Annotated in this window: 30 protein-coding genes and 1 riboswitch; of the genes, 14 read left to right on the top strand and 16 right to left on the bottom strand. The window is 29.9% G+C overall.

Annotation, left to right across the window (positions count from 1 at the left end; genetic code table 11):
* Nucleotides 1-2 precede the first annotated feature (2 nt).
* The 8 genes from sufB (at nt 3) to ACIJYH_RS04655 (ending at nt 5969) form a co-directional block, all read left to right on the top strand.
* On the top strand, nt 3-1445 hold the full coding sequence (gene sufB / locus ACIJYH_RS04690; protein WP_435162497.1) for a Fe-S cluster assembly protein SufB: 1443 nt from the start codon (nt 3-5) through the stop codon (nt 1443-1445).
* Nucleotides 1446-2180, top strand: a complete 735-nt coding sequence (gene sufC / locus ACIJYH_RS04685; RefSeq protein WP_435162496.1) for a Fe-S cluster assembly ATPase SufC — start codon at nt 1446-1448, stop codon at nt 2178-2180.
* Nucleotides 2180-3418 carry a Fe-S cluster assembly protein SufD gene (sufD, locus tag ACIJYH_RS04680; RefSeq protein WP_435162495.1) on the top strand — a complete coding sequence of 413 codons (1239 nt, stop codon included), beginning with the start codon at nt 2180-2182 and terminating at the stop codon, nt 3416-3418. Before sufC ends, sufD begins: the two co-directional genes overlap by 1 nt.
* Nucleotides 3415-4635 (top strand): aminotransferase class V-fold PLP-dependent enzyme, encoded by a 1221-nt coding sequence (locus ACIJYH_RS04675; protein WP_435162494.1) that lies wholly within the window; start codon nt 3415-3417, stop codon nt 4633-4635. The genes sufD and ACIJYH_RS04675 overlap by 4 nt, the downstream gene beginning before the upstream one ends.
* The gene (gene sufU, locus ACIJYH_RS04670) at nt 4632-5096 is read left to right on the top strand and encodes a Fe-S cluster assembly sulfur transfer protein SufU (RefSeq protein ID WP_435087578.1); all 465 of its coding nucleotides are present in this window, start codon (nt 4632-4634) and stop codon (nt 5094-5096) included. The genes ACIJYH_RS04675 and sufU overlap by 4 nt, the downstream gene beginning before the upstream one ends.
* Nucleotide 5097: 1 nt before the next feature.
* Nucleotides 5098-5397, top strand: coding sequence for an SUF system Fe-S cluster assembly protein (locus ACIJYH_RS04665; RefSeq protein ID WP_435087576.1), 300 nt, complete (start codon nt 5098-5100; stop codon nt 5395-5397).
* On the top strand, nt 5397-5732 hold the full coding sequence (locus tag ACIJYH_RS04660) for a HesB/IscA family protein (RefSeq protein ID WP_435162493.1): 336 nt from the start codon (nt 5397-5399) through the stop codon (nt 5730-5732). The genes ACIJYH_RS04665 and ACIJYH_RS04660 overlap by 1 nt, the downstream gene beginning before the upstream one ends.
* A gap of 66 nt (nt 5733-5798) precedes the next feature.
* Nucleotides 5799-5969 (top strand): hypothetical protein, encoded by a 171-nt coding sequence (locus tag ACIJYH_RS04655; protein WP_435087572.1) that lies wholly within the window; start codon nt 5799-5801, stop codon nt 5967-5969.
* Between the two features lie 7 nt (nt 5970-5976).
* Here ACIJYH_RS04655 and glnA read toward each other — a convergent pair whose 3' ends face one another.
* Nucleotides 5977-7383, bottom strand: a complete 1407-nt coding sequence (glnA, locus tag ACIJYH_RS04650; protein WP_435087570.1) for a type I glutamate--ammonia ligase — start codon at nt 7381-7383, stop codon at nt 5977-5979.
* A 135-nt stretch (nt 7384-7518) separates the two neighbouring features.
* Between glnA and ACIJYH_RS04645 the strand changes: the two genes are divergently transcribed.
* Both ACIJYH_RS04645 and ACIJYH_RS04640 read left to right on the top strand, forming a co-directional pair.
* On the top strand, nt 7519-8001 hold the full coding sequence (locus tag ACIJYH_RS04645) for a YbaK/EbsC family protein (RefSeq protein ID WP_435162492.1): 483 nt from the start codon (nt 7519-7521) through the stop codon (nt 7999-8001).
* A complete protein-coding gene (locus tag ACIJYH_RS04640; RefSeq protein WP_435095595.1) occupies nt 7998-8885 on the top strand; it encodes a DMT family transporter in 888 nt (295 codons plus the stop codon). The genes ACIJYH_RS04645 and ACIJYH_RS04640 overlap by 4 nt, the downstream gene beginning before the upstream one ends.
* Here ACIJYH_RS04640 and ACIJYH_RS04635 read toward each other — a convergent pair.
* The 3 genes from ACIJYH_RS04635 to ACIJYH_RS04625 all read right to left on the bottom strand — a co-directional run bounded on the left by ACIJYH_RS04635 (nt 8878) and on the right by ACIJYH_RS04625 (nt 11319).
* Nucleotides 8878-9780, bottom strand: coding sequence for a homocysteine S-methyltransferase family protein (locus ACIJYH_RS04635; protein ID WP_435162491.1), 903 nt, complete (start codon nt 9778-9780; stop codon nt 8878-8880). The genes ACIJYH_RS04640 and ACIJYH_RS04635 overlap by 8 nt on opposite strands.
* 8 nt (nt 9781-9788) lie before the next feature.
* Nucleotides 9789-9852: riboswitch (SAM riboswitch) on the bottom strand.
* 91 nt (nt 9853-9943) lie between these two features.
* Nucleotides 9944-10534, bottom strand: a complete 591-nt coding sequence (locus tag ACIJYH_RS04630) for a putative 2OG-Fe(II) oxygenase (RefSeq protein WP_435162490.1) — start codon at nt 10532-10534, stop codon at nt 9944-9946.
* Nucleotides 10535-10572: 38 nt separating this feature from the next.
* Nucleotides 10573-11319: a sulfite exporter TauE/SafE family protein gene (locus ACIJYH_RS04625; protein ID WP_435162489.1), complete on the bottom strand. Its 747-nt coding sequence runs from the start codon at nt 11317-11319 to the stop codon at nt 10573-10575.
* 14 nt (nt 11320-11333) lie between these two features.
* On the opposite strand from ACIJYH_RS04625, the gene moaB reads away from it, so the two are divergent.
* A complete protein-coding gene (gene moaB, locus ACIJYH_RS04620; RefSeq protein WP_435095586.1) occupies nt 11334-11834 on the top strand; it encodes a molybdenum cofactor biosynthesis protein B in 501 nt (166 codons plus the stop codon).
* Here moaB and ACIJYH_RS04615 read toward each other — a convergent pair whose 3' ends face one another.
* A complete protein-coding gene (locus tag ACIJYH_RS04615; protein ID WP_435087558.1) occupies nt 11835-12080 on the bottom strand; it encodes a DUF1244 domain-containing protein in 246 nt (81 codons plus the stop codon).
* Nucleotides 12081-12391: 311 nt separating this feature from the next.
* Here ACIJYH_RS04615 and ACIJYH_RS04610 point away from each other — a divergent pair, with 311 nt between their 5' ends.
* Both ACIJYH_RS04610 and ACIJYH_RS04605 read left to right on the top strand, forming a co-directional pair.
* On the top strand, nt 12392-13942 hold the full coding sequence (locus tag ACIJYH_RS04610) for an aldehyde dehydrogenase family protein (protein ID WP_435091264.1): 1551 nt from the start codon (nt 12392-12394) through the stop codon (nt 13940-13942).
* Between the two features lie 44 nt (nt 13943-13986).
* Nucleotides 13987-14334 (top strand): DUF779 domain-containing protein, encoded by a 348-nt coding sequence (locus tag ACIJYH_RS04605; protein WP_435162488.1) that lies wholly within the window; start codon nt 13987-13989, stop codon nt 14332-14334.
* A gap of 3 nt (nt 14335-14337) precedes the next feature.
* On the opposite strand, the gene ACIJYH_RS04600 is transcribed toward ACIJYH_RS04605, so the two are convergent.
* The 10 genes from ACIJYH_RS04600 to iolG all read right to left on the bottom strand — a co-directional run bounded on the left by ACIJYH_RS04600 (nt 14338) and on the right by iolG (nt 21546).
* The gene (locus ACIJYH_RS04600; RefSeq protein WP_435087555.1) at nt 14338-14907 is read right to left on the bottom strand and encodes a sulfite oxidase heme-binding subunit YedZ; all 570 of its coding nucleotides are present in this window, start codon (nt 14905-14907) and stop codon (nt 14338-14340) included.
* Nucleotides 14907-15812, bottom strand: a complete 906-nt coding sequence (gene msrP, locus ACIJYH_RS04595; protein WP_435162487.1) for a protein-methionine-sulfoxide reductase catalytic subunit MsrP — start codon at nt 15810-15812, stop codon at nt 14907-14909. Before msrP ends, ACIJYH_RS04600 begins: the two co-directional genes overlap by 1 nt.
* The gene (locus tag ACIJYH_RS04590; RefSeq protein ID WP_435162486.1) at nt 15799-16251 is read right to left on the bottom strand and encodes a molybdopterin synthase catalytic subunit; all 453 of its coding nucleotides are present in this window, start codon (nt 16249-16251) and stop codon (nt 15799-15801) included. Before ACIJYH_RS04590 ends, msrP begins: the two co-directional genes overlap by 14 nt.
* On the bottom strand, nt 16251-16520 hold the full coding sequence (locus tag ACIJYH_RS04585; RefSeq protein ID WP_435095574.1) for a MoaD/ThiS family protein: 270 nt from the start codon (nt 16518-16520) through the stop codon (nt 16251-16253). Before ACIJYH_RS04585 ends, ACIJYH_RS04590 begins: the two co-directional genes overlap by 1 nt.
* A gap of 11 nt (nt 16521-16531) precedes the next feature.
* Nucleotides 16532-17077, bottom strand: a complete 546-nt coding sequence (moaC, locus tag ACIJYH_RS04580; RefSeq protein WP_435095571.1) for a cyclic pyranopterin monophosphate synthase MoaC — start codon at nt 17075-17077, stop codon at nt 16532-16534.
* A gap of 1 nt (nt 17078) precedes the next feature.
* A complete protein-coding gene (gene moaA, locus ACIJYH_RS04575) occupies nt 17079-18071 on the bottom strand; it encodes a GTP 3',8-cyclase MoaA (protein WP_435095568.1) in 993 nt (330 codons plus the stop codon).
* Nucleotides 18072-18216: 145 nt separating this feature from the next.
* Nucleotides 18217-18540 (bottom strand): GYD domain-containing protein, encoded by a 324-nt coding sequence (locus ACIJYH_RS04570; protein WP_271490833.1) that lies wholly within the window; start codon nt 18538-18540, stop codon nt 18217-18219.
* A gap of 166 nt (nt 18541-18706) precedes the next feature.
* Complete coding sequence (locus tag ACIJYH_RS04565) at nt 18707-19669, bottom strand: aldo/keto reductase (RefSeq protein ID WP_435162485.1); 963 nt, start codon at nt 19667-19669, stop codon at nt 18707-18709.
* A gap of 19 nt (nt 19670-19688) precedes the next feature.
* Complete coding sequence (locus ACIJYH_RS04560; RefSeq protein WP_435162484.1) at nt 19689-20543, bottom strand: SDR family oxidoreductase; 855 nt, start codon at nt 20541-20543, stop codon at nt 19689-19691.
* 1 nt (nt 20544) lies between these two features.
* On the bottom strand, nt 20545-21546 hold the full coding sequence (gene iolG / locus ACIJYH_RS04555; RefSeq protein ID WP_435162483.1) for an inositol 2-dehydrogenase: 1002 nt from the start codon (nt 21544-21546) through the stop codon (nt 20545-20547).
* A gap of 137 nt (nt 21547-21683) precedes the next feature.
* Between iolG and iolE the strand changes: the two genes are divergently transcribed.
* Nucleotides 21684-22586: a myo-inosose-2 dehydratase gene (iolE, locus tag ACIJYH_RS04550; RefSeq protein ID WP_435087538.1), complete on the top strand. Its 903-nt coding sequence runs from the start codon at nt 21684-21686 to the stop codon at nt 22584-22586.
* A 5-nt stretch (nt 22587-22591) separates the two neighbouring features.
* On the opposite strand, the gene ACIJYH_RS04545 is transcribed toward iolE, so the two are convergent.
* Nucleotides 22592-23548, bottom strand: a complete 957-nt coding sequence (locus tag ACIJYH_RS04545; RefSeq protein WP_435162482.1) for a hydroxyacid dehydrogenase — start codon at nt 23546-23548, stop codon at nt 22592-22594.
* Between the last annotated feature and the right edge of the window lie 17 nt (nt 23549-23565).

Genomic DNA, 23565 nt, shown 5'->3' with positions numbered 1-23565 from the left:
AGATGGATAACAGACAAAAAGAAATTGATAATTTAAAAGATTACAAATATGGTTTTTCAACTGATATTGAGAACACAAGAGCGCCTAAAGGTCTAAATGAAGATGTAATAAAGTTTATTTCTAATATTAAAAAGGAACCTCAATGGATGCTCGATTTTAGACTTAAGGCATTTGAAAGATTCAAACAATTAAAAGAACCTAATTGGCAAAAACCAAAGTATCCAAAAATAGATTATCAAGATTTATATTATTATTCAGCACCCAAAAGCATGGATGATAAACCCAAGAGCCTTGATGAGCTTGATCCAAAACTTTTAGAAACTTATAAAAAACTTGGAATTCCATTGCAAGAACAAGCAAGATTAAATGGTATAGCCGTTGATGCTGTGTTTGACTCGGTATCTGTTGCAACAACATTTAAAGAGGAATTAACTAAACAAGGAATTATTTTTTGCTCAATGTCTGAAGCTATTCAAAAACATCCTGACTTGGTCAAAAAATATCTAGGTTCTGTTATACCAACAACAGATCATTTCTTTGCAACTCTTAACTCGGCAGTATTTACAGATGGTTCTTTTGTTTACATTCCAGAGGGAATAAAATGTCCAATGGAACTATCAACATATTTTAGAATTAATGCATCAGAAACTGGTCAATTCGAAAGAACATTAATTATTGCTGATAAAGGAAGCTATGTAAGTTATTTGGAAGGTTGCACCGCACCAATGAGAGATGAAAATCAATTGCATGCTGCTAACGTTGAGTTGATTGCATTGGATGATGCTGAAATTAAATATTCAACAGTACAAAATTGGTATCCTGGAGATAAAGATGGCGTAGGTGGAATATACAACTTTGTTACAAAACGTGGTTTGTGTAAGGGAAAAAATTCTAAAATTTCTTGGACGCAAGTTGAAACTGGCTCTGCAATAACATGGAAATACCCAAGCTGTATTTTAAAAGGTGATAACTCTGTAGGAGAATTTTACTCTATAGCAATTACAAACAATCATCAAAAAGCAGACACAGGAACTAAAATGATCCACTTAGGAAAAAATACAAAAAGTAAGATAATTTCTAAAGGAATATCAGCTGGTAATTCTGATATGATGTATAGAGGTTTAGTTGATATTTCTTCAAAGGCTGATAATTCAAGAAATTTTACTCAATGTGACTCGTTATTGATGGGCAATAAATGTGGCGCTCACACTATCCCTTACATTAAAAACAAAAACCTAAAATCAAATATTGAACATGAAGCAACCACATCAAAAATAAGTGATGAACAGTTATATTATTGCAATCAAAGAGGATTAAATCAAGAAGAGGCGGTTAGCTTGATTGTAAATGGCTTTTGCAAAGAAGTTTTACAACAACTTCCTATGGAATTTGCCGTTGAAGCACAAAAGTTAGTTGGAATTAGTTTAGAAGGGAGTGTTGGTTAAATGTTAACGATTGAAAATTTAGAAGCAAAGATTGAAGAAAAAGAAATATTAAAAGGATTAAATTTAAATATAAATCCTGGAGAAGTGCATGCAATTATGGGCCCAAATGGTTCTGGAAAAAGTACATTATCAAATATTTTATCAGGAAAAAAAGGGTACGAAGTAAATGGAAATGTTACTTTTGAGGGTGAAAATTTATTGGATTTAGAAACAGAGGAAAGAGCGCATAAAGGAATTTTTTTAGCATTTCAATATCCATTAGAAATTCCAGGAGTTAACACTAATACTTTTTTAAAAACTTCAATTAATGCAATTAAAAAAGCTAGAGGCGAAAAAGAATTAGATGCTATTGAATTTTTAAAATTGATTAAACAAAAATCAGCAGAATTAAAATTTGATGAAAAAATATTAAGTAGACAATTAAATGTAGGCTTTTCAGGTGGTGAAAAAAAGAAAAATGAAATTTTACAGATGTCAATTTTAAATCCCAAACTTTCTATTTTAGATGAAACTGACTCAGGCCTAGATATTGATGCTTTAAGGATAGTTTCGGAAGGTGTAAATTCGTTAAGAAATAAAGAAAATTCTTTTTTAATTATTACTCACTATCAAAGGTTACTTGATTACATTAAACCAGATTTTGTACATGTGTTAAAAAATGGTCAAATAATTAAATCAGGTGACTATGAGTTAGCTAAAGAATTAGAAAAAGTTGGATATGAGGATTTTAATTAATGCAAAATGAAATCAAATTAAATTTTGAAAAATCTCTAAGTGAAGGAAATTATTCAATTTCACAAAAAGAAATTAAAGAAAAAAATTTTAATAAATTTTTAGAACAAGGCTTTCCAAATAAACGTAAAGAAGATTGGAAATTTTCTGATTTAAACCAAATCATTTCAACTAATTTTGAAAAATTAGATTTTTATAAAGAAAATAATACATCAAGGATTAATGATGATTTTATTAATGAATTTAAGCATAATAAAATAGTTTTTATTAACGGCAACGTATCTAAGATTGATTTTGGTTATGAAAATAAAGAAAAAATTAGTATAAACCAAAATTTAGAACTGGATAATGAGCTGAATGAAAATGTGTTACTAAACTTAAATACTGCCTTTCTTTCTAGCTATATTAAAATCACAATTAATAAGGGATATCAGTTACAAAAACCATTGGTTTTATACAATTATTTAACATCAGATTTAGACTGTTGTGGTTTAAATATGAGACTAGACATTGATCTTGAAGATGGCACTTCTATGGATGTAATCAACATTTCAAACGAGACTACAAAAAATAATTTTTTAAATTTCAGACAAAAAATTAATATCGGTAAAAATGCTACTCTTAAAAATTATAGTTTAGACATCAATCCAACATCTAATATTAAGTATTCATTTAAAGATATTGATTTAGATAAAAATAGTCATTTAGAGTATTTTATTTTATCAAAAGGTTCAAAATTTGCAAAACACGATATTAATTGTTCTCTTAATAACGATCATGGCTCAGTTGTACTTAATGGGGTTATTGATTTAGATAATAAAAAACACCATGAGATTAAAACTTCGATTAATCATAACGAAGAAAATTGTAAAAGTTATCAATTAATAAAAAGTGTATTACATGAAAATTCCAAAGGAGTTTATCAAGGTAAAATTTATGTAAACTCTAAGGCTCAAAAAACTGATGGCTATCAGCTAAGTAGAGCTCTATTGCTTAATGATGATGTGGAGTTTAATGCAAAACCTGAATTAGAAATTTATGCTGATGATGTAAAATGCTCTCATGGATCAACTTCAGGCAATATAGATGAAAACTCTATTTTTTATTTAATGTCTAGAGGTCTAAGTCATGTTCAGTCAAAAAAACTATTAACAAATGGATTTTTAAATGAGGTTGTTGAAAAGATTACAAATGAAAGTGTAAAATCCTTAGTTAAAAAATTAACAGGCATTCAAGAATGATCATAAATAATATAAAAAAAGAATTTCCAATTTTTGATGAAAAAATTCAAAATAATGATCTAGTTTATTTAGATAGTGCAAATTCTTCACAAAAACCAAAAGTTGTAATTGATAGAATAAATGAATTTTATACAAAGCAATTTTCCAATGTAGGAAGAAGTGTTCATTATCTTGCTGTTGCTGCTACTAATTTATATGAAGGGACAAGAAGCTCTGTTCAAAAATATATAAATGCAAAAGATAAAAATGAAATTGTTTTTACAAAAGGTGCTACAGAAGCACTTAATTTAGTTGCTAATACTTTGGGTCAAAATTTTCTTCAAGAAGGAGACGAAGTACTTATTACAGAACTAGAACATCATTCTAATTATGTTCCTTGGCATTTTTTAAGAAAATCAAAAAATATTAGAATTAATTTTGCAGAAATTAATGAAGAAGGTGAAATCACACTAGAAGAAATAGAAAAAAAATTGACACCTAAAACAAAGGTAATTTCAATCACACATTTATCAAATGTTACAGGTGCTATTTTACCAATTAAAGAAATAACCGAGCTTGCTCACTCTAAAAACATAGTAGTTGTAGTCGATGGTTGTCAGGGCGCACCTCATTTAAAACTAGATATGCAAGATCTTAATTGTGATTTTTATGCTATTTCATGTCACAAAATGTATGGTCCAACTGGGTTGGGTGTTTTGTATGGAAAGAAAAAATGGTTAGAGGAGTTGCCGCCATATCAAGGAGGTGGTGGCATGATCAAAGAAGTTAAAAAAGATATGATTTCTTACGGTGATTTACCTAATAAATACGAAGCTGGTACGATGGCTACGGCACAAGTTATAGCATTTGACCAATCCATTAAATTTTTAGAGAGTGTTGGAATAGACAATGTTATGAAACATGAGGCAGAATTAGTTGAATATGGTCAAGATCTTTTACAAAAAAATAATTCTGTTAAATTAATTGGAAGCCCTAAAGACAAAGGTGGGGTTTTATCTTTTACTATTGAAGGTATACATCCCCATGATATTGCAACTATTTTAGATGAAGATGGTGTTGCTATAAGAGCAGGACATCATTGCTGCCAAATATTACATGATAAATTAAATATACCTGCTAGTGCACGGGCATCAGTTGGAATATATAATACAAAAGATGATTTAGATAAGCTTAACGACTCAATTAAAAACTGTAAAAAAATATTTAATTTAAAATGAATTTAAAAGAATTATATCAAGAAATAATATTGGAACATGGTAAAAATCCAAAAAATTTGAGGAAGACTGATGGTTTCAATAAAGATGCCAAAGGTAACAATCCTTTATGTGGAGATAATGTTCATGTTTATTTAAAACTTAATGGACAAATGATAGTTGAAGATATTTCTTTTGAAGGAAGTGGATGTGCTATTTCAATGGCGTCTGCATCTATTATGACAGATTTAATTAAAGGTAAAAACGAAAATGAAGCAAAAGAAATTGTCGAAGATTTTTTAGGGATGATCAAAGAAAACCCTGAACTTAAATCAGAATATCTAGAAGAAGATGAAAAAACAAAACTAATGTGTTTATCTGGAGTAAAACAATACCCAATGAGAGTAAAATGTGCAACTTTATCATGGCACACATTAGTCTCAGCTTTTGAAAATAAAAAAGATCAAGTAAATACGGAGAATTAAGATGACAAAAAAAGAAAAAATTATTGAAGAGATCAGAAAGATTTATGATCCAGAACTGCCTGTAAATATTTATGAACTTGGTTTAATTTATGATGTTCAAGTCGAAAATGATAATTTTGCAAAAATTAAAATGACATTAACTACACCCAATTGTCCAGTAGCAGAAAGTTTACCCAAGGAAGTCAAAGATGGTGCTATGCAAGTTGAGGGAATAGATGATGTTGATCTTGAATTAGTTTGGGACCCACCGTGGAATAAAGATATGATGTCAGAGGCAGCAAAATTGGAGCTAAATCTATAATGAACCCTATAATAAAACTAAGTGATAATGCAGCATTTAGGATTAAAGAAATTATGTCTAATGCTGAAAAAGACTCACTGGGTGTAAGAGTGTCAGTTAAAACAGGTGGTTGTGCTGGAATGTCTTATGTTATGGAATACACCAAGAAAGTTAATCCAAACGATGAAGTTATTGAAGAAAAAGGTGTTAAGGTATTTGTGGATTCTGCAGCAGTTATGTATCTCTTAGGAACTGAAATGGATTATAAAAAAGAGGAATTATCTTCATCATTTGTCTTTAATAACCCAAATGAAACTGAGCGTTGTGGGTGTGGTGAGTCTTTTAAGATAGAGTAGGACGTATTGTCCTACTATTTGCATATCAGTATTGCATATCTTGCATATCTAGTGTAAGAATCACGTATGAACACATTTGAGTTTAAAAATCTTGTTAAAAGCCTTAAAAATTCTTTAAAGCAAAGAACTTTTTTTAAAGATCTTCGTAAAGAAGTAGAGACTGGTGCAAACGGCACGCAGGACTACGTTGTGAAAAAAGGTGTTAACAAAGATACAATCGCAACAACTAGACAGTAATTAATTACTAGCTACTGTAATACATCTCAAATTCAACAGGATGAGGTGCATGTTCAAATTTGTGAATTTCTTCAAACTTAAGTGCAATGTAAGCATCAATTTGATCATCTGTAAATACACCACCTTGCGTTAAAAATTCTCTATCTTTATCTAAACTCTCCATAGCTTCTCTTAATGAGCCACAAACAGTTGGGATAGCACTAACTTCTTCTGGAGGTAATTCATATAAATCTTTATCAAATGATTCACCTGGATGAATTTTATTTTTAATTCCATCTAGGCCAGCCATTAGCATTGCTGCAAAAGTTAAATAAGGATTTCCAGAAGCATCTGGGAATCTTATTTCACATCTAGCACCGTTTTTACTTAATGTAATTGGTATACGACAAGAAGCAGATCTATTTCTTGCTGAATACGCAAGTAGTACAGGTGCTTCGAAACCAGGAATTAATCTTTTGTAACTATTTGTTGTTGAGTTAGCAAAAGCATTAATCGCCTTAGCATGTTTTAAAATTCCACCAATATAATGTAGAGCTGTTTCTGATAAACCGGCATATGCATCACCAGAAAATACAGGTGTATTCCCTTTCCAAATAGATTGATGAATATGCATTCCTGAACCATTATCTCCTGCAACAGGTTTTGGCATGAACGTAGCAGTTTTTCCAAATGAGTGGGTTACCATTTGTACAACATATTTATATAATTGAACATTATCTGCTTGATCAACCAATGTTCCAAAATACATTCCCAATTCATGTTGACTTGGAGCAACTTCATGGTGATGTTTTTCAACTTTAATTCCAACTTCTTTTAAATTTTTTAAATATTCTCCTCGCATATCTTGCTCACTATCAACAGGAGGTACGGGAAAATAACCACCTTTTACAGGAGGTCTATGACCCATATTTCCATTTTCATAAACTTTTCCAGAGTTGTATGGACCTTCTTTGCTATCTAAAACAAATCCGGTGTTATTTGGGTCATTGCTAATTCTTACATCGTCAAACACAAAAAATTCTGGTTCTGGACCAAAAAAAGCTTTATCACCAACACCTGAAGATTTTAAATATTCCTCTGCTTTTTTAGCAGTTCCTCTAGGGTCTCTTTCGTAAGGGGATTTTTTAACAGCATCTAAAATATCACAGAACAGAATCAATGTATTATGAGAGGTAAATGGGTCCATTTCCATTCTTGAAGTGTCAGGTTTTAAAATCATGTCTGATTCATTAATAGCTTTCCAGCCTGCTATTGAAGAGCCATCAAAAAAAACTCCATCATCTAGCATTTCATCGTCAACAATAGTTACATCCATTGTTAGATGTTGAAGTTTACCTCTTGGGTCTGTAAATCTTAAGTCTACAAATTCAACTTCTTTTTCTTTTATAAATTTTAAAACATTTGCTGCACTCATTGTATCTCCTGTATAATTTTATAACTGCTAAATAACAAAATAATCTTGAAAAATATTGCTTATTTAACAAATAACACCTATGCAATTTTCACATAAGTGGTGTATTTATGCAATATTATTAAATAATTATTTACAGTGAACCCTTTATTAAAAAAAGAACCAGTCAAAAGAGCTGGAAAAACTATTAAAGATTTTGATCCAAATCTCAAAATTATTTGTTTAGAGCAAACAGCAAGAACAGCAAAGGATGCGGCTACAGCTTTAGGTTGTAATGTTGGGGCAATTGTTAAAAGTTTACTATTTAATTCAAGTAATGACTTTGTACTTTGTTTGGTATCAGGCGATAAAAGATGTTCTTTAAATAAACTTAAAAAAATTTTAGATGAAAAAGATGTGTCCATGGCCCATCCAAATGATGTTAAAAAAATTACTGGCTACACAATTGGAGGAGTTTCACCTGTTGGGCACCTAAATAAAGTAAAAATTTTTATTGATAGTAATTTAAATAGATTTAAAACGGTTTTCGCTGCAGCTGGGCACCCAAATTGTGTCTTTAGAATAGATTTTAGTCAATTAAAAATTTTAACTACCGGTGAAATAAAAGAGATAACAGAATGAGACAACCAAAATTAATAGATTACATCTTATTAACAACATTAGCTTTAATTTGGGCGTCAGCTTTTTTTAATATTAAGATTGCAACATATTCATTTGGACCCGTGACAATTGCTTTTTTAAGAGTTTTTTTTGGAGCAATTCCAGTTTTACTTCTTTGTTATTACAAAAATATAAAAATAGAAGCATTTTCAAAGGACTGGCATTGGTTTGCTATGATTGGATTTATCAACTTAGTAGCGCCATTTTTTTTAATAGCATATGGGGTAAAGTCTGTTCAAAGTAATTTAGCAGCAATATTAATGTCTACTACACCATTAAGCTCTACTGTTCTTGGACATTTTTTTACTAAGAATGAAAAGTTCAATTTGGTAAAAACATTTGGAATTTTAATTGGATTTTCAGGAATCGTATTTTTATTTTCTGACAATATCTTAATTGATGAAAATAATTTCAACTCAGCATTACTAATATTGCTTGGTTCAACTTGTTATGTTGTTGGTGGTGTTTTAACTTTAAAGATAAGTAAGAAAAAAAATGAAAATGTAACAGGGTCAATTTTAATTTGGGCAATTATAATTTTATTACCATTAATGAGTTTTATAGAGCAACCTTGGCAATCAATTCCACGAACTGACTCATTAATATCAGTTATATATCTTGGTATAGTGCCAACAGGCGTTGCTTGGTTATTAAGATTCAGAATTTTAAAAAACAATGGTTTAATTTTTCAATCACAAGTATCGTATCTAATACCAATATTTGGCACTATACTTGGATATATATTCTTGAAAGAATTAATAACGATTAAGGTTTTAATATCTCTAATAGCTGTCTGTATTGGTATCTATTTTGTTAAAAAAGCTGATAATAAAAAAACTATTTAACTGCAGCCATTGCGTTTATGTGTGTTGGCCTAGTTTCGCAGCACCCTCCTAATATCGTTGCACCGTTATCTTTAAATTTTTTAACAATTTCTCCAATTTTTTTAGGCGTAAGATCTTTTCTTTGTCCTAAGAATTCATTTGGATTACCATTAGATTTTGAGAAAGTTGAGGTGTAACCATTTTTGGGTTTAGTAGTTATAAACCCATTTATCTTAAAGCCAAAAGGAACATTTAAACTTTTTAGCTCCTCAAGATTAGCCTCATAGTTTTCAGGTGACACACATGAAAGCATAATACCAAGTAATTGTTCATCAATAATATTTTTAATATCTGAAATATTTTCGCCACTCGGTAAATTTGTACCTTCAGATATATGAATACCAATGAGATAAGGTTTATTAAATTCTTTAATTGCCTCTATTCCACACTTAAATTCTTTAATGCTACTCCATACATCAAAATAAAAAAAATCCACATAAGGATCTAATAATTTTGCCTGTTCATTAAAGTTTTTAATAATCTCTTCTTCACTTCTTTCATCTGCCTCGTAAGTTAAATTTTGAGGAGGTATTCCACCTGCTACAAGAATATTTGGAAATTCTTTTTTAACATCATGTGCGATTTGACCAGCTTTTTTATTTAAGTATTCAAATTTTTCCTCAACATTGTTATCTCTTAATCTTTTTCGTCTTGTTGTAAAAGTTGTTGTGACTATTACTTCAGCACCAGCTTTTATAAAATCTCTATGTGTATCAAATAAGAGTTGATGGTAATTTTCATCTAATATAGCGTTAGCACTCCATAATGTTCCGTTAGGTTTCATGCCTCTTGCTAGAAGTTCTTGGCCCATTCCACCATCTAGCACCCTTGTTTTTTTGAAAAAATTTAAATCCACTTTAGTCCTTACTTTTTTAGTACTTCAGCTTTATGCTAGGTGTACAATATAGTTCAACTACCTCGCTTATTGATTTTGTGGGAATTATTCTTTTTAGCAGTTTATGCCCGCAATAAGATCAAATCGGCAAATTATTTATACTAATTATATTTGTATTTGTATATTATTTTTTTAATATAATTTTAGCGTTAAAAGAAAACGATCTACGTTCACCACTAATATTAAAAGGATAAGCAGTATGAAGTAAATAATTTGGAAAAATGATAAGTTCTTTAAGTTTTGGTACCACATTATATATACTCTTGCTTAAAAAACCTTTTTGTCCATTTATGAAATCTATAGTTCCATTTGTTTTAATCTTTTTATTCTTTACCATTTTATTGTTAGTCATATTTTTAGGTATTGTTAAGTAACCCACACCTGATAAATCTCCTTCATGGTAATGAATAGGGTTGTATTCACCTTTAAATTGTCGAACAACCCATAAATTTAAGATCTTAATTTCTTTTATATTCTTAATTTTTTCATTATTTAAAAATTTTGTAATATGGTTCATTAATTCTTTTTCTAGATTTTTTTTGACAAATTTTTCTGAAATTTTTAATTCTTTTTTAATTTGGCTTGCTAATTTAGAACTATAGTCAATTTTTTTTGATTTAGATTTTTCATTAAACTCATTATTTAGACATTTAAAAAATTTATTCGAAATTCTTGCTCTTCCAATTGATGGCCCAAAAGGTTTAATATTTTTCATTGAATGTTTAGATATAGTAAATGTTAATTAAATCAAGATTATGGTAATAGCTTTAAACCCATCCTTATAGCCACAAATATGACCAATAAAGATGTAATTAAGGACAAGGTTTTATTCGATAAAAACTTAATATTTAAAAAATTACCAATTTGACCACCCATAAAGACTACCAAGAAAAGAGGCCAGAAATTTAAAAATTGATTTAAAACAATATCTTTTGTTAATTGTCCAGCCACTCCAAAAATAGAATTGATTAAAATAAATAAGGATGCAGTTGTAGCAATTTGTTTTGGATAACCAGCTTTTATTAAAAAAAGTATTGGACTTAAAAAGATACCGCCACCGATACCTACAATTCCTGAAATAAATCCTATGACACAACCAATAAGAATAGATATTTTTTTTGGGATTTGATTTATTTTAATTTTATTACTATCAAAAAATTTACTTTTATTTAATAATAGAATTCCAGCAATAGCTAAAATTATAAATAACAATATTTCAAATAATTCTTTTGAAATTGATAATGAAGCACCAAAAAATGCCAAAGGAACAGACCCCACTACGTAGGGTAAAAGTAGATTGAGACTAAAATTACCAGATTTTATATAATTTATTGAATTACCCGAAACCACAATGATGTTGCAACATAATGCCAATATTGGAATGATGTAAAAAGGAATTTCCCATATTAACATTAAAGCCAGATAAGTAGACCCACCTCCAAAACCAACACTAGAATATAATATTGATGTTATAAGAAAAAATATTGATAATATAATCATGCTTAAAAAATTTTATGAATGTAAATATTGCTTTATTGACTGTAACAGATACCAGAACATTTGATAATGATAAATCTGGAGCTATTCTTGTAGAAAAAATTAAAGAAGCTAACCATAAATTAATTGATAGAAAAATATGCAAAGACAACAAAGAAGATATTGTTTTAATTTTAAAAGATTGGATTAATAAAAAAGATATTGATGTAGTTATCACCACTGGAGGAACAGGGCTTACTGGAAGAGATATTACCCCAGAAGCAATAGAAGAGGTTGCAGACAAACAAATACCTGGTTTTGGAGAAGTTTTTCGAACAATAAGTCTTAAAACAGTAGGAACTTCTGCAATACAATCTAGGGCATGCGCAGTATTAGCAAATGGTAAATATGTTTTTGCTTTACCAGGTTCTTCTGGTGGTGTTACTGATGCATGGGATGGAATTTTAAAACATCAATTAGATATTAATCATAAACCTTGTAATTTTGTTGAGTTATTTCCAAGACTGAAAGAAAAATAATTATTTTTGATATTTTTCTTTCCACTCTGAATAAGGCATTCCATAAACATGTTCTCTTGCATCTGGATCAGATATAGTTTCACCTTTTTTTTCAGCTTCTTCTCTGTACCACCTAGACAAACAATTTCTACAAAAGTTAGCTAAATTCATTAAATCAATATTTTGAACATCTTTTCTTTCATCCAAATGTTTTAACAATCTTTCAAATGTTGCTGATTGAATTTCTATTTTTTTATTATCGTTCATAAACTTACTATTAGTCAGTTATTTTATGAGCACAAGATGTAGTATTAGATGCAATCAAAAGTAGAATATAAAATATATTATAAATAGACTTTGATACAAAACATTAGTTAAATATTCTCATGGCTATTAAGAAAAAAAAAATAGCAAACTCAAAAACTAAGAAAAAAAAGGCTAAACAAGTCAAAGTTTCTAGAAAAAAAATCAAAACAAAAAAAAAAGTTGCTACAAAAACGTCTGCGACCAAGAAACGTTCTAAAATATCTACAAAAAAAAATAAGATCAAAAATAAAAAAAATAGAGAGGTAAAAATAATGAGTACAGAAACAGTACAAGCTGGGAAGTCTCCTTTACTGGATACATCTCACTTAAAAGTAAAGTTTCCTTATAAAGAAAAATATGGAAATTTTATTGGTGGTAAGTTTGTTGAGCCTAAATCAGGTAAATATTTTGACAATGTAAGCCCAATTAATAATGAGGTTATATGTTCAGTTCCAAGATCTGATTCTAAAGATGTTGAATCAGCATTAGATGCAGCACATGCTGCATTTCCTACTTGGGGAATTACATCAATAACTGAGAGATCAAATATATTACTTAAGATAGCTGATGTTATTGAAAAAAATTTAGAACTATTAGCTACCGCAGAGTGTTTAGATAATGGTAAGCCAATTAGAGAATGTATGGCTGCTGATTTACCGTTAGTTGTAGATCACTGGAGATATTTTGCAGGAGTGATAAGAGCTGAAGAAGGTTCTGTTTCTGAAATAAGTAACAGTGAATATTCCTACCATATACCTGAACCACTTGGTGTTGTTGGACAAATTATTCCTTGGAATTTTCCTTTACTAATGGCAACATGGAAACTTGCACCTGCGTTAGCTGCAGGAAATTGTGTAGTTCTAAAACCAGCTGAACAAACACCAGCATCTATTTTACTTTTAATGGAACTTATTGGTGATTTGTTACCTCCAGGAGTAGTTAATGTTGTGAGTGGTTTTGGTTTGGAAGCAGGTAAACCATTAGCTTCATCAAAAAGAATAAGAAAAATAGCTTTTACTGGTGAAACAACAACTGGACGTTTGATTATGCAATACGCATCACAAAACTTAATTCCAATCACTTTAGAATTAGGTGGAAAATCTCCAAATATTTTCTTTGAAGACGTTATGGATCAAGATGATGATTTCTTTGATAAGTGTATGGAAGGTTTTGCAATGTTTACTCTTAACCAGGGTGAAGTTTGTACTTGTCCAAGTAGGGTGTTGGTTCAAGAGTCTATCTATGATAAATTTATGGAAAGAGCTGTTGCTAGAACAAAAGCTGTAACTCAAGACAATCCTCTAAAAATGGAAACTATGATTGGAGCTCAAGTATCATTAGAACAGATGGAAAAAATAAAATCTTATCTTGATCTAGGTAAGAAAGAGGGGGCTAAAGTTCTTTGTGGAGGTGAAGTTGCCAACTTAAATAGTGGTTTGGAAAAAGGAAATTACATTCAGCCTACTATTTTCGAAGGTGACAACTCTATGAGAGTTTTCCAAGAAGAAATTTTTGGACCAGTTGTATCTGTCACTAAATTTAAAGATGAAGCACATGCATTAGAAATTGCTAATGATACTCTTTATGGTTTAGGAGCAGGTGTTTGGACTAGAAATGGAAATGTTGCTTATAGAATGGGAAGAGGAATCCAAGCTGGTAGAGTTTGGACAAACTGTTACCATGCTTATCCAGCTCACGCTGCCTTTGGAGGTTACAAACAATCTGGAATCGGTAGAGAGACCCATAAAATGATGCTTAATCACTATAGACAAGTTAAGAATTTACACGTGTCTTACAGTGAAAAAAAATTAGGCTTCTTTTAACAGATATATTATATTGGCCCGTAATTAATGCGGGCCACATAAAAATGAAAGTTTCAGCCACACCTACAGCACTTGAGTTAATAGAAGATTTAAAAAAAACTCATGGTAAAGATTTATTATTCCATCAATCAGGTGGTTGTTGTGATGGTAGTGCTCCAATGTGTTATCCTGCCAAAGAATTCCAAGTAAGTGACGATGATGTTTTAGTTGGTAAAATTGGAGATATTCCCTTTTATATTAGTGAAACTCAACATGAGGCATGGAAAAATACAGATTTAATTATTGATTGTATTAAGGGAATGGGTGGAATGTTTTCTTTAGACAACGGAACTGGAAGAAGATTTTTAACTAGATCAGAGATCTGTATTCCAGAAAACACAAATATAAATTAATTATTAAACTTTTTTGAATTTAAATCTAAATAGTAAAAGTATTAATATTATTGCCATATAAATTAGTGGTTCTGTTAAATCTTTTTTAACCAACCAAATAAAGTGAACCACCCCTAATATTGCAATAATATAAATCAATCGATGAATTTTTTTCCATTTATCTTTTAATAACATCATTGCTTTTTTTGAGGAAGTTAAAGCAAGAGGTGTCAATAAGAGCCATGCTGCAAATCCAACAAAGATAAATCTTTTTGTAAAAATATCTTTTGAAATACTTTGTAAATCTAAACGATAATCAATAACCACGTATGTTAACATGTGAATTGTAGCATAAAAAAAAACAAACAATCCAAGCATACGTCTTAATGATATCCAGACATTTAATTTTGTAATTTTTTTAAAGGGTGTCATCGCTAATGTTAAAATAATAAATATTAACGTCCACTCACCAGTATGATGAGTTATCTCTTTTACAGGTTCTGGCCCTAGTTGATTAAAAAAAATTTTATAAGTAATTATTAAAAATGGAAAAAGGCTTAAAATAAAAACACTTGGTTTTAAAAATCTTTTCATTAAAAAAATTTCTTTAAATCCATACCAGTATATAAACTAGCCACTTCTTCCTCATAACCATTGAACATTAAAGTTTTTACTCTAGGTGCAAAAATATCATTTCCTATAATTCTTTCTGTAGCTTGTGACCATCTTGGATGATTAACATTGGGATTAACATTTGAATAAAAACCATACTCTCTGGGTGATGCCCACATCCATGAAGAAGTTGGCATTTTTTCTACTAATTTAATTTTAACAATAGCTTTCGCACTTTTAAATCCATATTTCCAAGGGACAAATATTCTCAAAGGTGCCCCATTCTGATTTGGAAGTTTTTTATTATACAAACCTGTTACTACAGTTGTTAATGGGTGCAATGCTTCATCAATTCTTAATCCTTCTTTATAAGGCCAATTTAAAACTGGATATCTTTGACCTTTCATTTGATCTGGGTCATAAACACTTTCAAATTCAACATATTTAGCTTTAGAAGTTAGGGTTACTTTAGATAGTAACTTACTTAAAGAAAAACCCATCCAAGGAATTACCATCGACCATCCTTCTACACATCGAAGACGATATATTCTTTCCTCTGATACAAACATTTCTGAAATTTCTTCCATTGAAATGTTGATAGGATTTTCAATTTCACCTTCAATACTAATAGTCCAAGGTTTTGTTTTAAAATTCTGGGAATTTATGTAGGGATCACTTTTAGAAGTGCCAAACTCATAATAATTATTATATGTGGCAATATCTTTGTAACTTGTATTTTTATTTTTTTCTTCCGATAAAGCATCTCCAGTAAAAGGAAGAGAAGTCATTGCAATAGAACCAGCCCCTATACTAATCGATTTAATAAAGGATCTCCTGTTATTATAAATTTTTTCTGGTGTAATTTCTGAATATTTAATTTTTTTCATGAATTATTGGATTACCTTTCAACCATTCGCTTTCATTATTTGTATAATGTTCTTTTTTCCAAATTGGAGACCTCTTCTTAATTTCTTCAATAACATATCTAGACAAAACATACGCTTCATCACGATGCTTACATGCAATAGCAATGATAATGCTAATTTCTCCAAGGTTCAAATAACCTTTTGCATGCTCAATAAATACTGCTTTATCTTTAATGTTTAACTTTTGATCAGCTTCATTGTAAATTTCTTCAAAACTTTTTATAACAAGAGCGTCATGACTGTCATAAGTTATTCCTACTACACTTTTATTATCGTTTTGATTTCTTACAGTTCCAGAGAAAAAGATTGAAGCTCCAAATTGAGAAGATGAAATAAAATTTTCAGCTTCTAAAATTGAAAGTTTTTTTTCTTTTATATTTATTACTTTTGTATGAAGCATTAACCTCCTCCAATAGGGGGTATAATAGCAATTTTTTCATTACTTGTTATTTTATAATTGTCGCTGACAATATTGTTACTTTTAGAACAAAATGCAGATGAATTTACAATCTTTTTAAAATTTTCATTACCTATAAAATTTTTATCTAAATACTCTATTATTTTATTTTTAATATCTTTAATTGTTGAATTTTTTTTTATTTCGAATTCTAGAAAATTTTTATCACTAAAGTCTCGACTTGCCCCAAATAGCTCAATCTGTACCTTCATTAATATTTTAATTAAAATATTTCTTTTAAAAAATTAGGTAGCCCTTCTGGATTTTTCCACAAACCACTTTTTCCACCTTCTTTGATTAATAGCTTAACATCATGAATTTTTAAATGAGGATTAACAATTTTACTTAAATCGTAAATAGTTATTAAAGCAGCATTTACTCCCATAATTGCTTCCATTTCTACACCTGTTTTTGCATATGCGGAAACAACACAAAACACTTCAAGTGTGTTATCTTTATCGTGCATAATAATTTTAGTAGCTGTATGGTCGATTGGTAGTGGATGACATAAAGGAATTAATTCACTAGTTTTTTTAACTCCTAAAACTGCAGAAACTTCTGCTAAAGCTACAGGATCTCCTTTAGGCATTTCTTTATTTTTAATTAGATCAAATACTTCTTTACCAACAAAAATTTTGCCAGAGGCTAAAGCTCTTCTGTGCGTTTCTTTTTTGGCTGAAACATCAACCATGTTAAAAGAATTTTTTTTGAAAATTTCTTCTGCCCAATCTTTTAACTCATTATTTTTTATTACTTTTAAATTCTTCATATTAACCACCAGTAGTTGATAAATTCTTTGTTAAACCAGTTTCACCGATCTCTAAATAATGAGATTCTTTCTTAAAGTTAAGCTGTTTTAAAATCAAATCTTTTAACTCTTCTAATTGACTATCTTTTTGCATTAAATGTCTAATATTTATTCCAGTGTTACCAAACAAACATAATCTTAAATCACCTTTTGCAGTTATTCTTAACCTATTACAACTTTTACAAAAATCTTCTGAGTATGGAGCGATAACACCAAATTTACCTTTAAACTTCGGATTTAAATAATTTTTTGATGGTCCCGCATCTTTACCAAATGTTTGGATAACCCAATTATTATTGTTTAAATAATCAATAAATTTTTTTGCTGGAACATGATATCTATTGAAATAGTCAAGGTTATCTCCTGTTTGCATTAACTCTATATATCTAAAATCAATTTCATTATTTTTTATAAATTCAGCCCAATCATTAAAATCTTTATCAGAATCATTTACTCCTTTTAGTAAAACAGCGTTAATTTTAATATTTTTGAAATCTAAATTTTTTAGTTTTTTGACACCTTTAAGAATTTCTTCCAATCTATCATGACCAGTAATCTTTTTAAAAGTATCAGCATTTAAACTATCAATACTGATATTAATTCCATCTAAACCACTATTTTTTATATCATTTGCAATTTTGTCTAACCTATAACCATTGGTAGTTATTACAGTTTTTTTGATCCCTGAATTTTTTTTTAAAATTTTAACTATTTCAAAAAAATCTTTTCTGACTGTTGGCTCACCACCAGTAAGTCTAATTTTTGATACACCAAGTTGTGACAGTGCTTTTGCTAATCTACCAATTTCATCAGTATTGATGAAAGTTCTATTATCACTTTTATCAATTTTATATCCATTAGGTAAACAGTATCCACATTTAAAATTGCACACATCTGTAATTGACAATCTAATGTATGGAAATCTTCTACCAAAGCTATCCTTAAGAATATTCATATACAATAATAATATTATATATGATTTTATATAATATGAGTAAAATTCTTTAAGAAAAAAAAATTATATAATCTAAAGAGATTGTTACTGTTATAGAGATATTTAACTCCTCCTCTAAAAAAATAGAGGAAGAGTTTTTTTGTAATTATTTACCTGGTTCTTTGTAGCCACCAACCATTTTGTTTGCAATTTTTGCAATACCATTCAAGTCAATAGACTCTAATACAGTAAAGTCAGTTACAGCCCCACTTGAAACCGCAACCATTCCTGATGCAGCTGCTTGATCAAAAGTACCTTCGACTTCTACCATGAAATCATACTTGCCTCTTAAACCAGCATAGCCAGTAAGTTTTGCACCACCTGCTTCAGCTAAAGCTGTAGTAGCAGCTTTTCGATCTGTGTCTGGATTACTTACAAAGCCTCCAAGACCTTTATCCGTATATCTTCCTAGTATATAAAACTTAGCCATTAAGACCTCCTTTTAATTTGACTAATTAAAATAGAAAAACAGCGTCATTGCAATAGATATATATCCACAGCATTTTTTAACTTTAAATTAATGTATTTTTTAACTGTTAAGTCGTACCATTTCTTTAAACTCAACTTTATGTATAGTTTATTTGTAATCTTTTAAATTATCCTGATGTGAAAACTCTTTCAGACTCTGGGTCATTAGTAGAAAATGGTAGTTTTGATATTTCATCCCAAAATTCACCAGAAATTTCAGCATTTGCCCAAGCCAAATTTTTTTCTATGCTTTCAACACTAGTTACACCACATATCGTTGAGGTAATTCTATTATCTCTTAAAGAAAACTGAAGTGCAGCTGCTCCTAATTCCACATTATGTTTTTTGCAAACTTTTTCAAACTCACGAGCAGGGGCTAATTTCTCTTCCGTAGCATCCTGATAGGTTACTTTTTTAAAGTTATCAGGACCTTTTGCTAAAACTCCTCCTGCGTATGGAGCAGCATTAAAAATTCCAATATTTTTACCAGAAGCATAATCATACATTGCATTAGCCTCTCTATTTATTAGGGTATATCTGTTATGATTAATTATCACGTCAAAATCCCAATCTTTTAGCAAAGGAAACATAATATCTACTTTACCCATTGCAACACCTGCTGCTTTAGCAAGACCTTCATCTTTAATTTTAAATAACTCATCCATTGCTCCGTCTTTTTTTGTAATATCAGTAATGTCTTTTGCATATTCTGGATCATGTAAAAATAAAATATCAACAGAGTCTACATTTAACGTTTTTAAACTTTCTTCTAACGATTCTCTAACTCTATTTTTATCGAGAACTAAGGTGTCCATATTTCTGTCTAGTTTTGTAGATAAAAGAAAACCTTTAGGCCATCCTCCATTTTCTTTAATTGCTTTTCCAATTCTTTTTTCACTTTCACCCATTGCGTAATTTCTTGACGTATCAAGCATATTAGCTGGCCCTTGAAAAAATCTTTTTAGCGTTTCTTGAGCTCTTAGTTCTGGTACTTCATAACCATATGTATCTGGCATACTCCCCAAAGAGGATGTTCCAAAACTCAATTCTGTAACCTCTAAACCAGTATCTTTAATTTTATTTTTTTTCATTATTTAATTTAAATTAGGCTCACTCACCTAAAATACTATCGTCTAATATTTTGGTGTCATATGCTGAATATGAATGCCATCCTGCAACAGTTTGATCAAAATCAACAATGCTTCCGGTCATAATTCCTGACTCTTCTGAGCATAAGAAAGCTAAGATCTTTGCAACATCCAAAGGTTTGTTTAATCTTTTAAAAGGAACTTTGGCTTCAGCTTTTTTTAACCAATCATCATTTGCGTTGTGAAATTTTTTTTGAATTACGGTTTCTGCTGGTGTGTCTGTCCATCCCAAATTTACTCCATTTACTCTTATTTGATGCCCGGAAACTGAATTTGCAACATTTTTAATCATTATTGCTAATGCTGCTTTAGAAGAACTGTAGGCAGTTAAGAAAGGCATTCCACTGTATCCGGCCATTGATAAAATATGAGCAATAGTTCCTTTTTTTTTATCTCTAATCATTATTTTTATAACGTCTTGCATCATAAAAAGAGGAGCTTTTACATTTACATTAAAATTTTTATCATAATTTTCTTCTGTTGTGCTTAAGATCGTTCCTCTTTCTGTAAAAGCTGCAACATTTATAAAAGAGTCCACTGTGTTAAATTTTTTATCAGTTTCAGAAACTATTTTTTTACAGTCTGCAAGTTTTTCTAAATCTGCTTGAACATATAGGCATTCTGCACCCATACTTTCTATTTCAGATTTTACTTTATTTCCTTTATCACTATTTCTTCCACAAATAGTTATTCCCTTAGCACCTCTGCTTGCTAGTAATTTTGCAGTCTCAGCTCCACTTCCTTGAGTACTTCCTGTTACAATTATTATTTTATTTTTAAATTGGTTAGATTGTTCAGATATATATTTATTGGACATATTAGAATTTTATATCTATTGCTTTACCACTTTCAAACGACTCATATGCTGCATTAGCTATTATCAAAGCGTTTCTGCCATCTTCAAATCCAACTAATGGTTTTGTTTTATCTTCAACACATTTTACAAACTCATTAAATTGATCTCTGTAAGCTTGATCGTATCTTTCAATAAAAAAGAAATGTATAGGTTCTTTTTCATCAGTAGATGTATTTGTATATCTTTGTATGGATGTAGGGGTTTGATTGTTTGAAATTACCATACCTTTACTACCAAAAACCTCTACTCTTTGATCATACCCATATACAGCTCTTCTAGAATTATTTATATGAATTAAAACTCCATTTTTTGACTTTAAAATAAACATAGCAGTATCCAGATCTTTTTCTTGTTGCACATTTTTATCAAATAAAGCATCTCCAAATGCAGATATTTGAACTACAGGATCATCCCCTAATATAAATCTAGTTAAATCAAAATCATGGATAGTAGTATCTCTAAAAAATCCTCCTGCAGCTTTTAAATAATCAATTCCTGGTGGCTCAGGATCTCTACTTGTAATAACAACCATTTCCAATTCACCAATTTCTTTTTTTACTTTTGCCTGTTGCGCCTTTGCATGACTGGCATCAAATCTTCTATTAAAACCAATTTGAATAGGAACGTTTGTTCCCTTAATATTTTCCATACACTCATTTACTTTATTGATATCTAAATCAATTGGCTTTTCACAAAAAATTGCTTTTCCAGCTTTCGCTGCCATTGTAATAAATTGAGTATGAGTTGGAGTAGCCGATGCTATTAGAACTGCGTCTATATCGTCAGCCTTTATAGCTTCTTCTGGTGAAGATGCTATTAAACACCCTGTTGATTTTGCTATTTCTTCGGCAAACTGAGAATTAACATCATATACATATTTTAATTTTGCTTTTGGATGTAATGCTATAAATTTAGCATGCATTTTTCCAATCCGTCCTGCTCCCATTAAAGAAAAGTTAATCATAAGAATTTACAACAGAATTAAAGATTGAAATCAAGAAACAATTTTTCAAGATGAATTAAATATCAATTATAAAGATAATCTTCTTGATGCACAAAAGATCATAATTTAGAAATGCATTTAATTTTTAATAATTTTATATGTCAATTAAATTAGGAATAGCACCAATTGCATGGAGTAATGATGATATGCCTGAATTGGGAGGTGACACTTCTTTAGAACAATGTTTGTCTGAAGCTAGTCAGGCAGGATTTATTGGAATTGAGTCTGGTGGTAAATTTCCAAAAAAATCAGAAGAATTAATTCCCAAACTTAATAAATTTAACCTAAATCTTTGCTCAGGTTGGTATGGAGCTAATTTAAGAACAAATAATGTAAATGAAGAAAAAAATTTAATTCAAGATCAGTTAAAACTTTTTAAAGATTGCAATTCACCGTGTATGGTTTTTGCTGAAGTTTCTGACTCAATCCAAGGAGATCCAAATCGAAAATTATCTACAAGACCTCAAATGGATCTTGAAGAGTCTAAAAAATACTATGAAAAGATTTCAGAAATGGGAAAATATCTTGAAGATGAAGGGATGCCACTTGCTTACCATCATCATATGGGCACTGTAATAGAGACTGAAGAGGATACAGTGAGATTGCTTGAAAACACGCATGATAGTGTAAAACTTACATTAGACACTGGTCACATGTTATTTGCTAAAGGAGAATCGTTAAAAATATTAAATGATTTTAGTGAAAGATTAATTCATATGCATTGTAAAGATATTAGAAAAAATGTTTTAGAAAAATCTTTGAAAGAAGATCTAAGTTTTAGAGGGGCATTTTTAGAGGGTGCATTTACAGTTCCAGGTGATGGATGTATTGATTACAAGCCTTTGTTCGATGTATTGAAAGAAAAAAATTACTCAGGTTGGTTAGTGGTAGAAGCGGAACAAGATCCTTCAAAAGCAAATCCTTTTGAATATGCAAAGATCGGCTATAAATATTTAACAGAAACTCTTAAAAAAAGTAACTTAGAAGTTTTTCAAAACTAATTTTTTTATAATTTTACAATTTTAGATTTTTCTAACTTTTCATCAAAAAAATCAATAATATTTTGCATTGTCTCTTTACCCATTCTTGTCATGCATTCTTCAGTAAAAGCTGCTGTGTGTGGACTTAGAAAAACTTTATCGTTTTTTAATAATGGATTATTGGGTTCTGGTGGCTCAGTTTCAAAAACATCTAAACCAGCTCCAAAAATTAAACCTTCATTCAAAGCTTTATCCAGATCAACTTCATTTACAATACCGCCTCTAGCCGCGTTAATAATAATACAATTATTTTTCATTGTTTTTAGTAAATCATAATTGATTATATTCTTAGTTTTATCATTTAACGGAATATGAAGAGATACAGCATCCATAGTTTTGCAGGCATCTTCCATACTATCAACCTTGATACCACCTAAATTTTCAATAACATCTTTAGAAACAAAAGGATCATAGACAAAAACTTTCATCTCAAACCCTAGACATCGTTTTATTAAAGATTGACCAATTCTACCAAAACCAGCAATTAGTATATTTTTACCCCAAAGTTCAACAGTTTTGGGCAATTTGTTTCTATCATTAAATTTTCCTTCCTTAACAGTGTCATCATACATAGTTTTTCTTTTAGAAATATTAAGGAGCATAAACATTACATGTTCAGCTACAGCTACCGCATTTGCCGTTGCTGTAATAGCAAGAGTTAAGTTATTTTTTTTAGAAGCTTCTAAATCAATATTATCGTAACCAACACCGTGTCTAGAAATAATCTTTAAATTATTTGCTGCTTCAATAACATCCCCAGTCAATTTTGCTGTTCTTATTGATACTCCATCACAGTCTTTAATTTTAGATTTGAGAAATTCAGGATCTACATTTTCAACAATTTCAAATTCGTAATTTGTATTATTTTTAAGCAATTCAATTCCAGATTCATGAATAGGCTGTATAACTAAAATTTTTTTCATAAGCTCTTATACACAAA

The organism is Candidatus Pelagibacter bacterium nBUS_25 (genome assembly GCF_051200975.1).
Classification (GTDB): domain Bacteria; phylum Pseudomonadota; class Alphaproteobacteria; order Pelagibacterales; family Pelagibacteraceae; genus Pelagibacter.
Note: the sequence above shows the minus strand (reverse complement) of the source record. Positions and strands in the feature narration are given on the sequence as shown.

Bases quoted from the DNA above. Each gene is read 5' to 3' on its own strand.
- ACIJYH_RS04640 (WP_435095595.1), top strand. From the start codon at position 7,998: ATGAGACAACCAAAATTAATAGATTACATCTTATTAACAACATTAGCT.
- moaA (WP_435095568.1), bottom strand. From the start codon at position 18,071: ATGAATATTCTTAAGGATAGCTTTGGTAGAAGATTTCCATACATTAGA.
- ACIJYH_RS04570 (WP_271490833.1), bottom strand. From the start codon at position 18,540: ATGGCTAAGTTTTATATACTAGGAAGATATACGGATAAAGGTCTTGGA.
- ACIJYH_RS04560 (WP_435162484.1), bottom strand. From the start codon at position 20,543: ATGTCCAATAAATATATATCTGAACAATCTAACCAATTTAAAAATAAA.
- ACIJYH_RS04660 (WP_435162493.1), top strand. From the start codon at position 5,397: ATGAACCCTATAATAAAACTAAGTGATAATGCAGCATTTAGGATTAAA.
- iolE (WP_435087538.1), top strand. From the start codon at position 21,684: ATGTCAATTAAATTAGGAATAGCACCAATTGCATGGAGTAATGATGAT.
- moaC (WP_435095571.1), bottom strand. From the start codon at position 17,077: ATGAAGAATTTAAAAGTAATAAAAAATAATGAGTTAAAAGATTGGGCA.
- sufC (WP_435162496.1), top strand. From the start codon at position 1,446: ATGTTAACGATTGAAAATTTAGAAGCAAAGATTGAAGAAAAAGAAATA.
- ACIJYH_RS04625 (WP_435162489.1), bottom strand. From the start codon at position 11,319: ATGATTATATTATCAATATTTTTTCTTATAACATCAATATTATATTCT.
- ACIJYH_RS04600 (WP_435087555.1), bottom strand. From the start codon at position 14,907: ATGAAAAGATTTTTAAAACCAAGTGTTTTTATTTTAAGCCTTTTTCCA.
- sufB (WP_435162497.1), top strand. From the start codon at position 3: ATGGATAACAGACAAAAAGAAATTGATAATTTAAAAGATTACAAATAT.
- sufU (WP_435087578.1), top strand. From the start codon at position 4,632: ATGAATTTAAAAGAATTATATCAAGAAATAATATTGGAACATGGTAAA.
- ACIJYH_RS04655 (WP_435087572.1), top strand. From the start codon at position 5,799: ATGAACACATTTGAGTTTAAAAATCTTGTTAAAAGCCTTAAAAATTCT.
- sufD (WP_435162495.1), top strand. From the start codon at position 2,180: ATGCAAAATGAAATCAAATTAAATTTTGAAAAATCTCTAAGTGAAGGA.
- ACIJYH_RS04615 (WP_435087558.1), bottom strand. From the start codon at position 12,080: ATGAACGATAATAAAAAAATAGAAATTCAATCAGCAACATTTGAAAGA.
- iolG (WP_435162483.1), bottom strand. From the start codon at position 21,546: ATGATTAACTTTTCTTTAATGGGAGCAGGACGGATTGGAAAAATGCAT.
- msrP (WP_435162487.1), bottom strand. From the start codon at position 15,812: ATGAAAAAAATTAAATATTCAGAAATTACACCAGAAAAAATTTATAAT.
- ACIJYH_RS04605 (WP_435162488.1), top strand. From the start codon at position 13,987: ATGAAAGTTTCAGCCACACCTACAGCACTTGAGTTAATAGAAGATTTA.
- ACIJYH_RS04675 (WP_435162494.1), top strand. From the start codon at position 3,415: ATGATCATAAATAATATAAAAAAAGAATTTCCAATTTTTGATGAAAAA.
- ACIJYH_RS04545 (WP_435162482.1), bottom strand. From the start codon at position 23,548: ATGAAAAAAATTTTAGTTATACAGCCTATTCATGAATCTGGAATTGAA.
- glnA (WP_435087570.1), bottom strand. From the start codon at position 7,383: ATGAGTGCAGCAAATGTTTTAAAATTTATAAAAGAAAAAGAAGTTGAA.
- ACIJYH_RS04565 (WP_435162485.1), bottom strand. From the start codon at position 19,669: ATGAAAAAAAATAAAATTAAAGATACTGGTTTAGAGGTTACAGAATTG.
- ACIJYH_RS04665 (WP_435087576.1), top strand. From the start codon at position 5,098: ATGACAAAAAAAGAAAAAATTATTGAAGAGATCAGAAAGATTTATGAT.
- ACIJYH_RS04610 (WP_435091264.1), top strand. From the start codon at position 12,392: ATGAGTACAGAAACAGTACAAGCTGGGAAGTCTCCTTTACTGGATACA.
- moaB (WP_435095586.1), top strand. From the start codon at position 11,334: ATGAATGTAAATATTGCTTTATTGACTGTAACAGATACCAGAACATTT.
- ACIJYH_RS04590 (WP_435162486.1), bottom strand. From the start codon at position 16,251: ATGCTTCATACAAAAGTAATAAATATAAAAGAAAAAAAACTTTCAATT.
- ACIJYH_RS04585 (WP_435095574.1), bottom strand. From the start codon at position 16,520: ATGAAGGTACAGATTGAGCTATTTGGGGCAAGTCGAGACTTTAGTGAT.
- ACIJYH_RS04630 (WP_435162490.1), bottom strand. From the start codon at position 10,534: ATGAAAAATATTAAACCTTTTGGGCCATCAATTGGAAGAGCAAGAATT.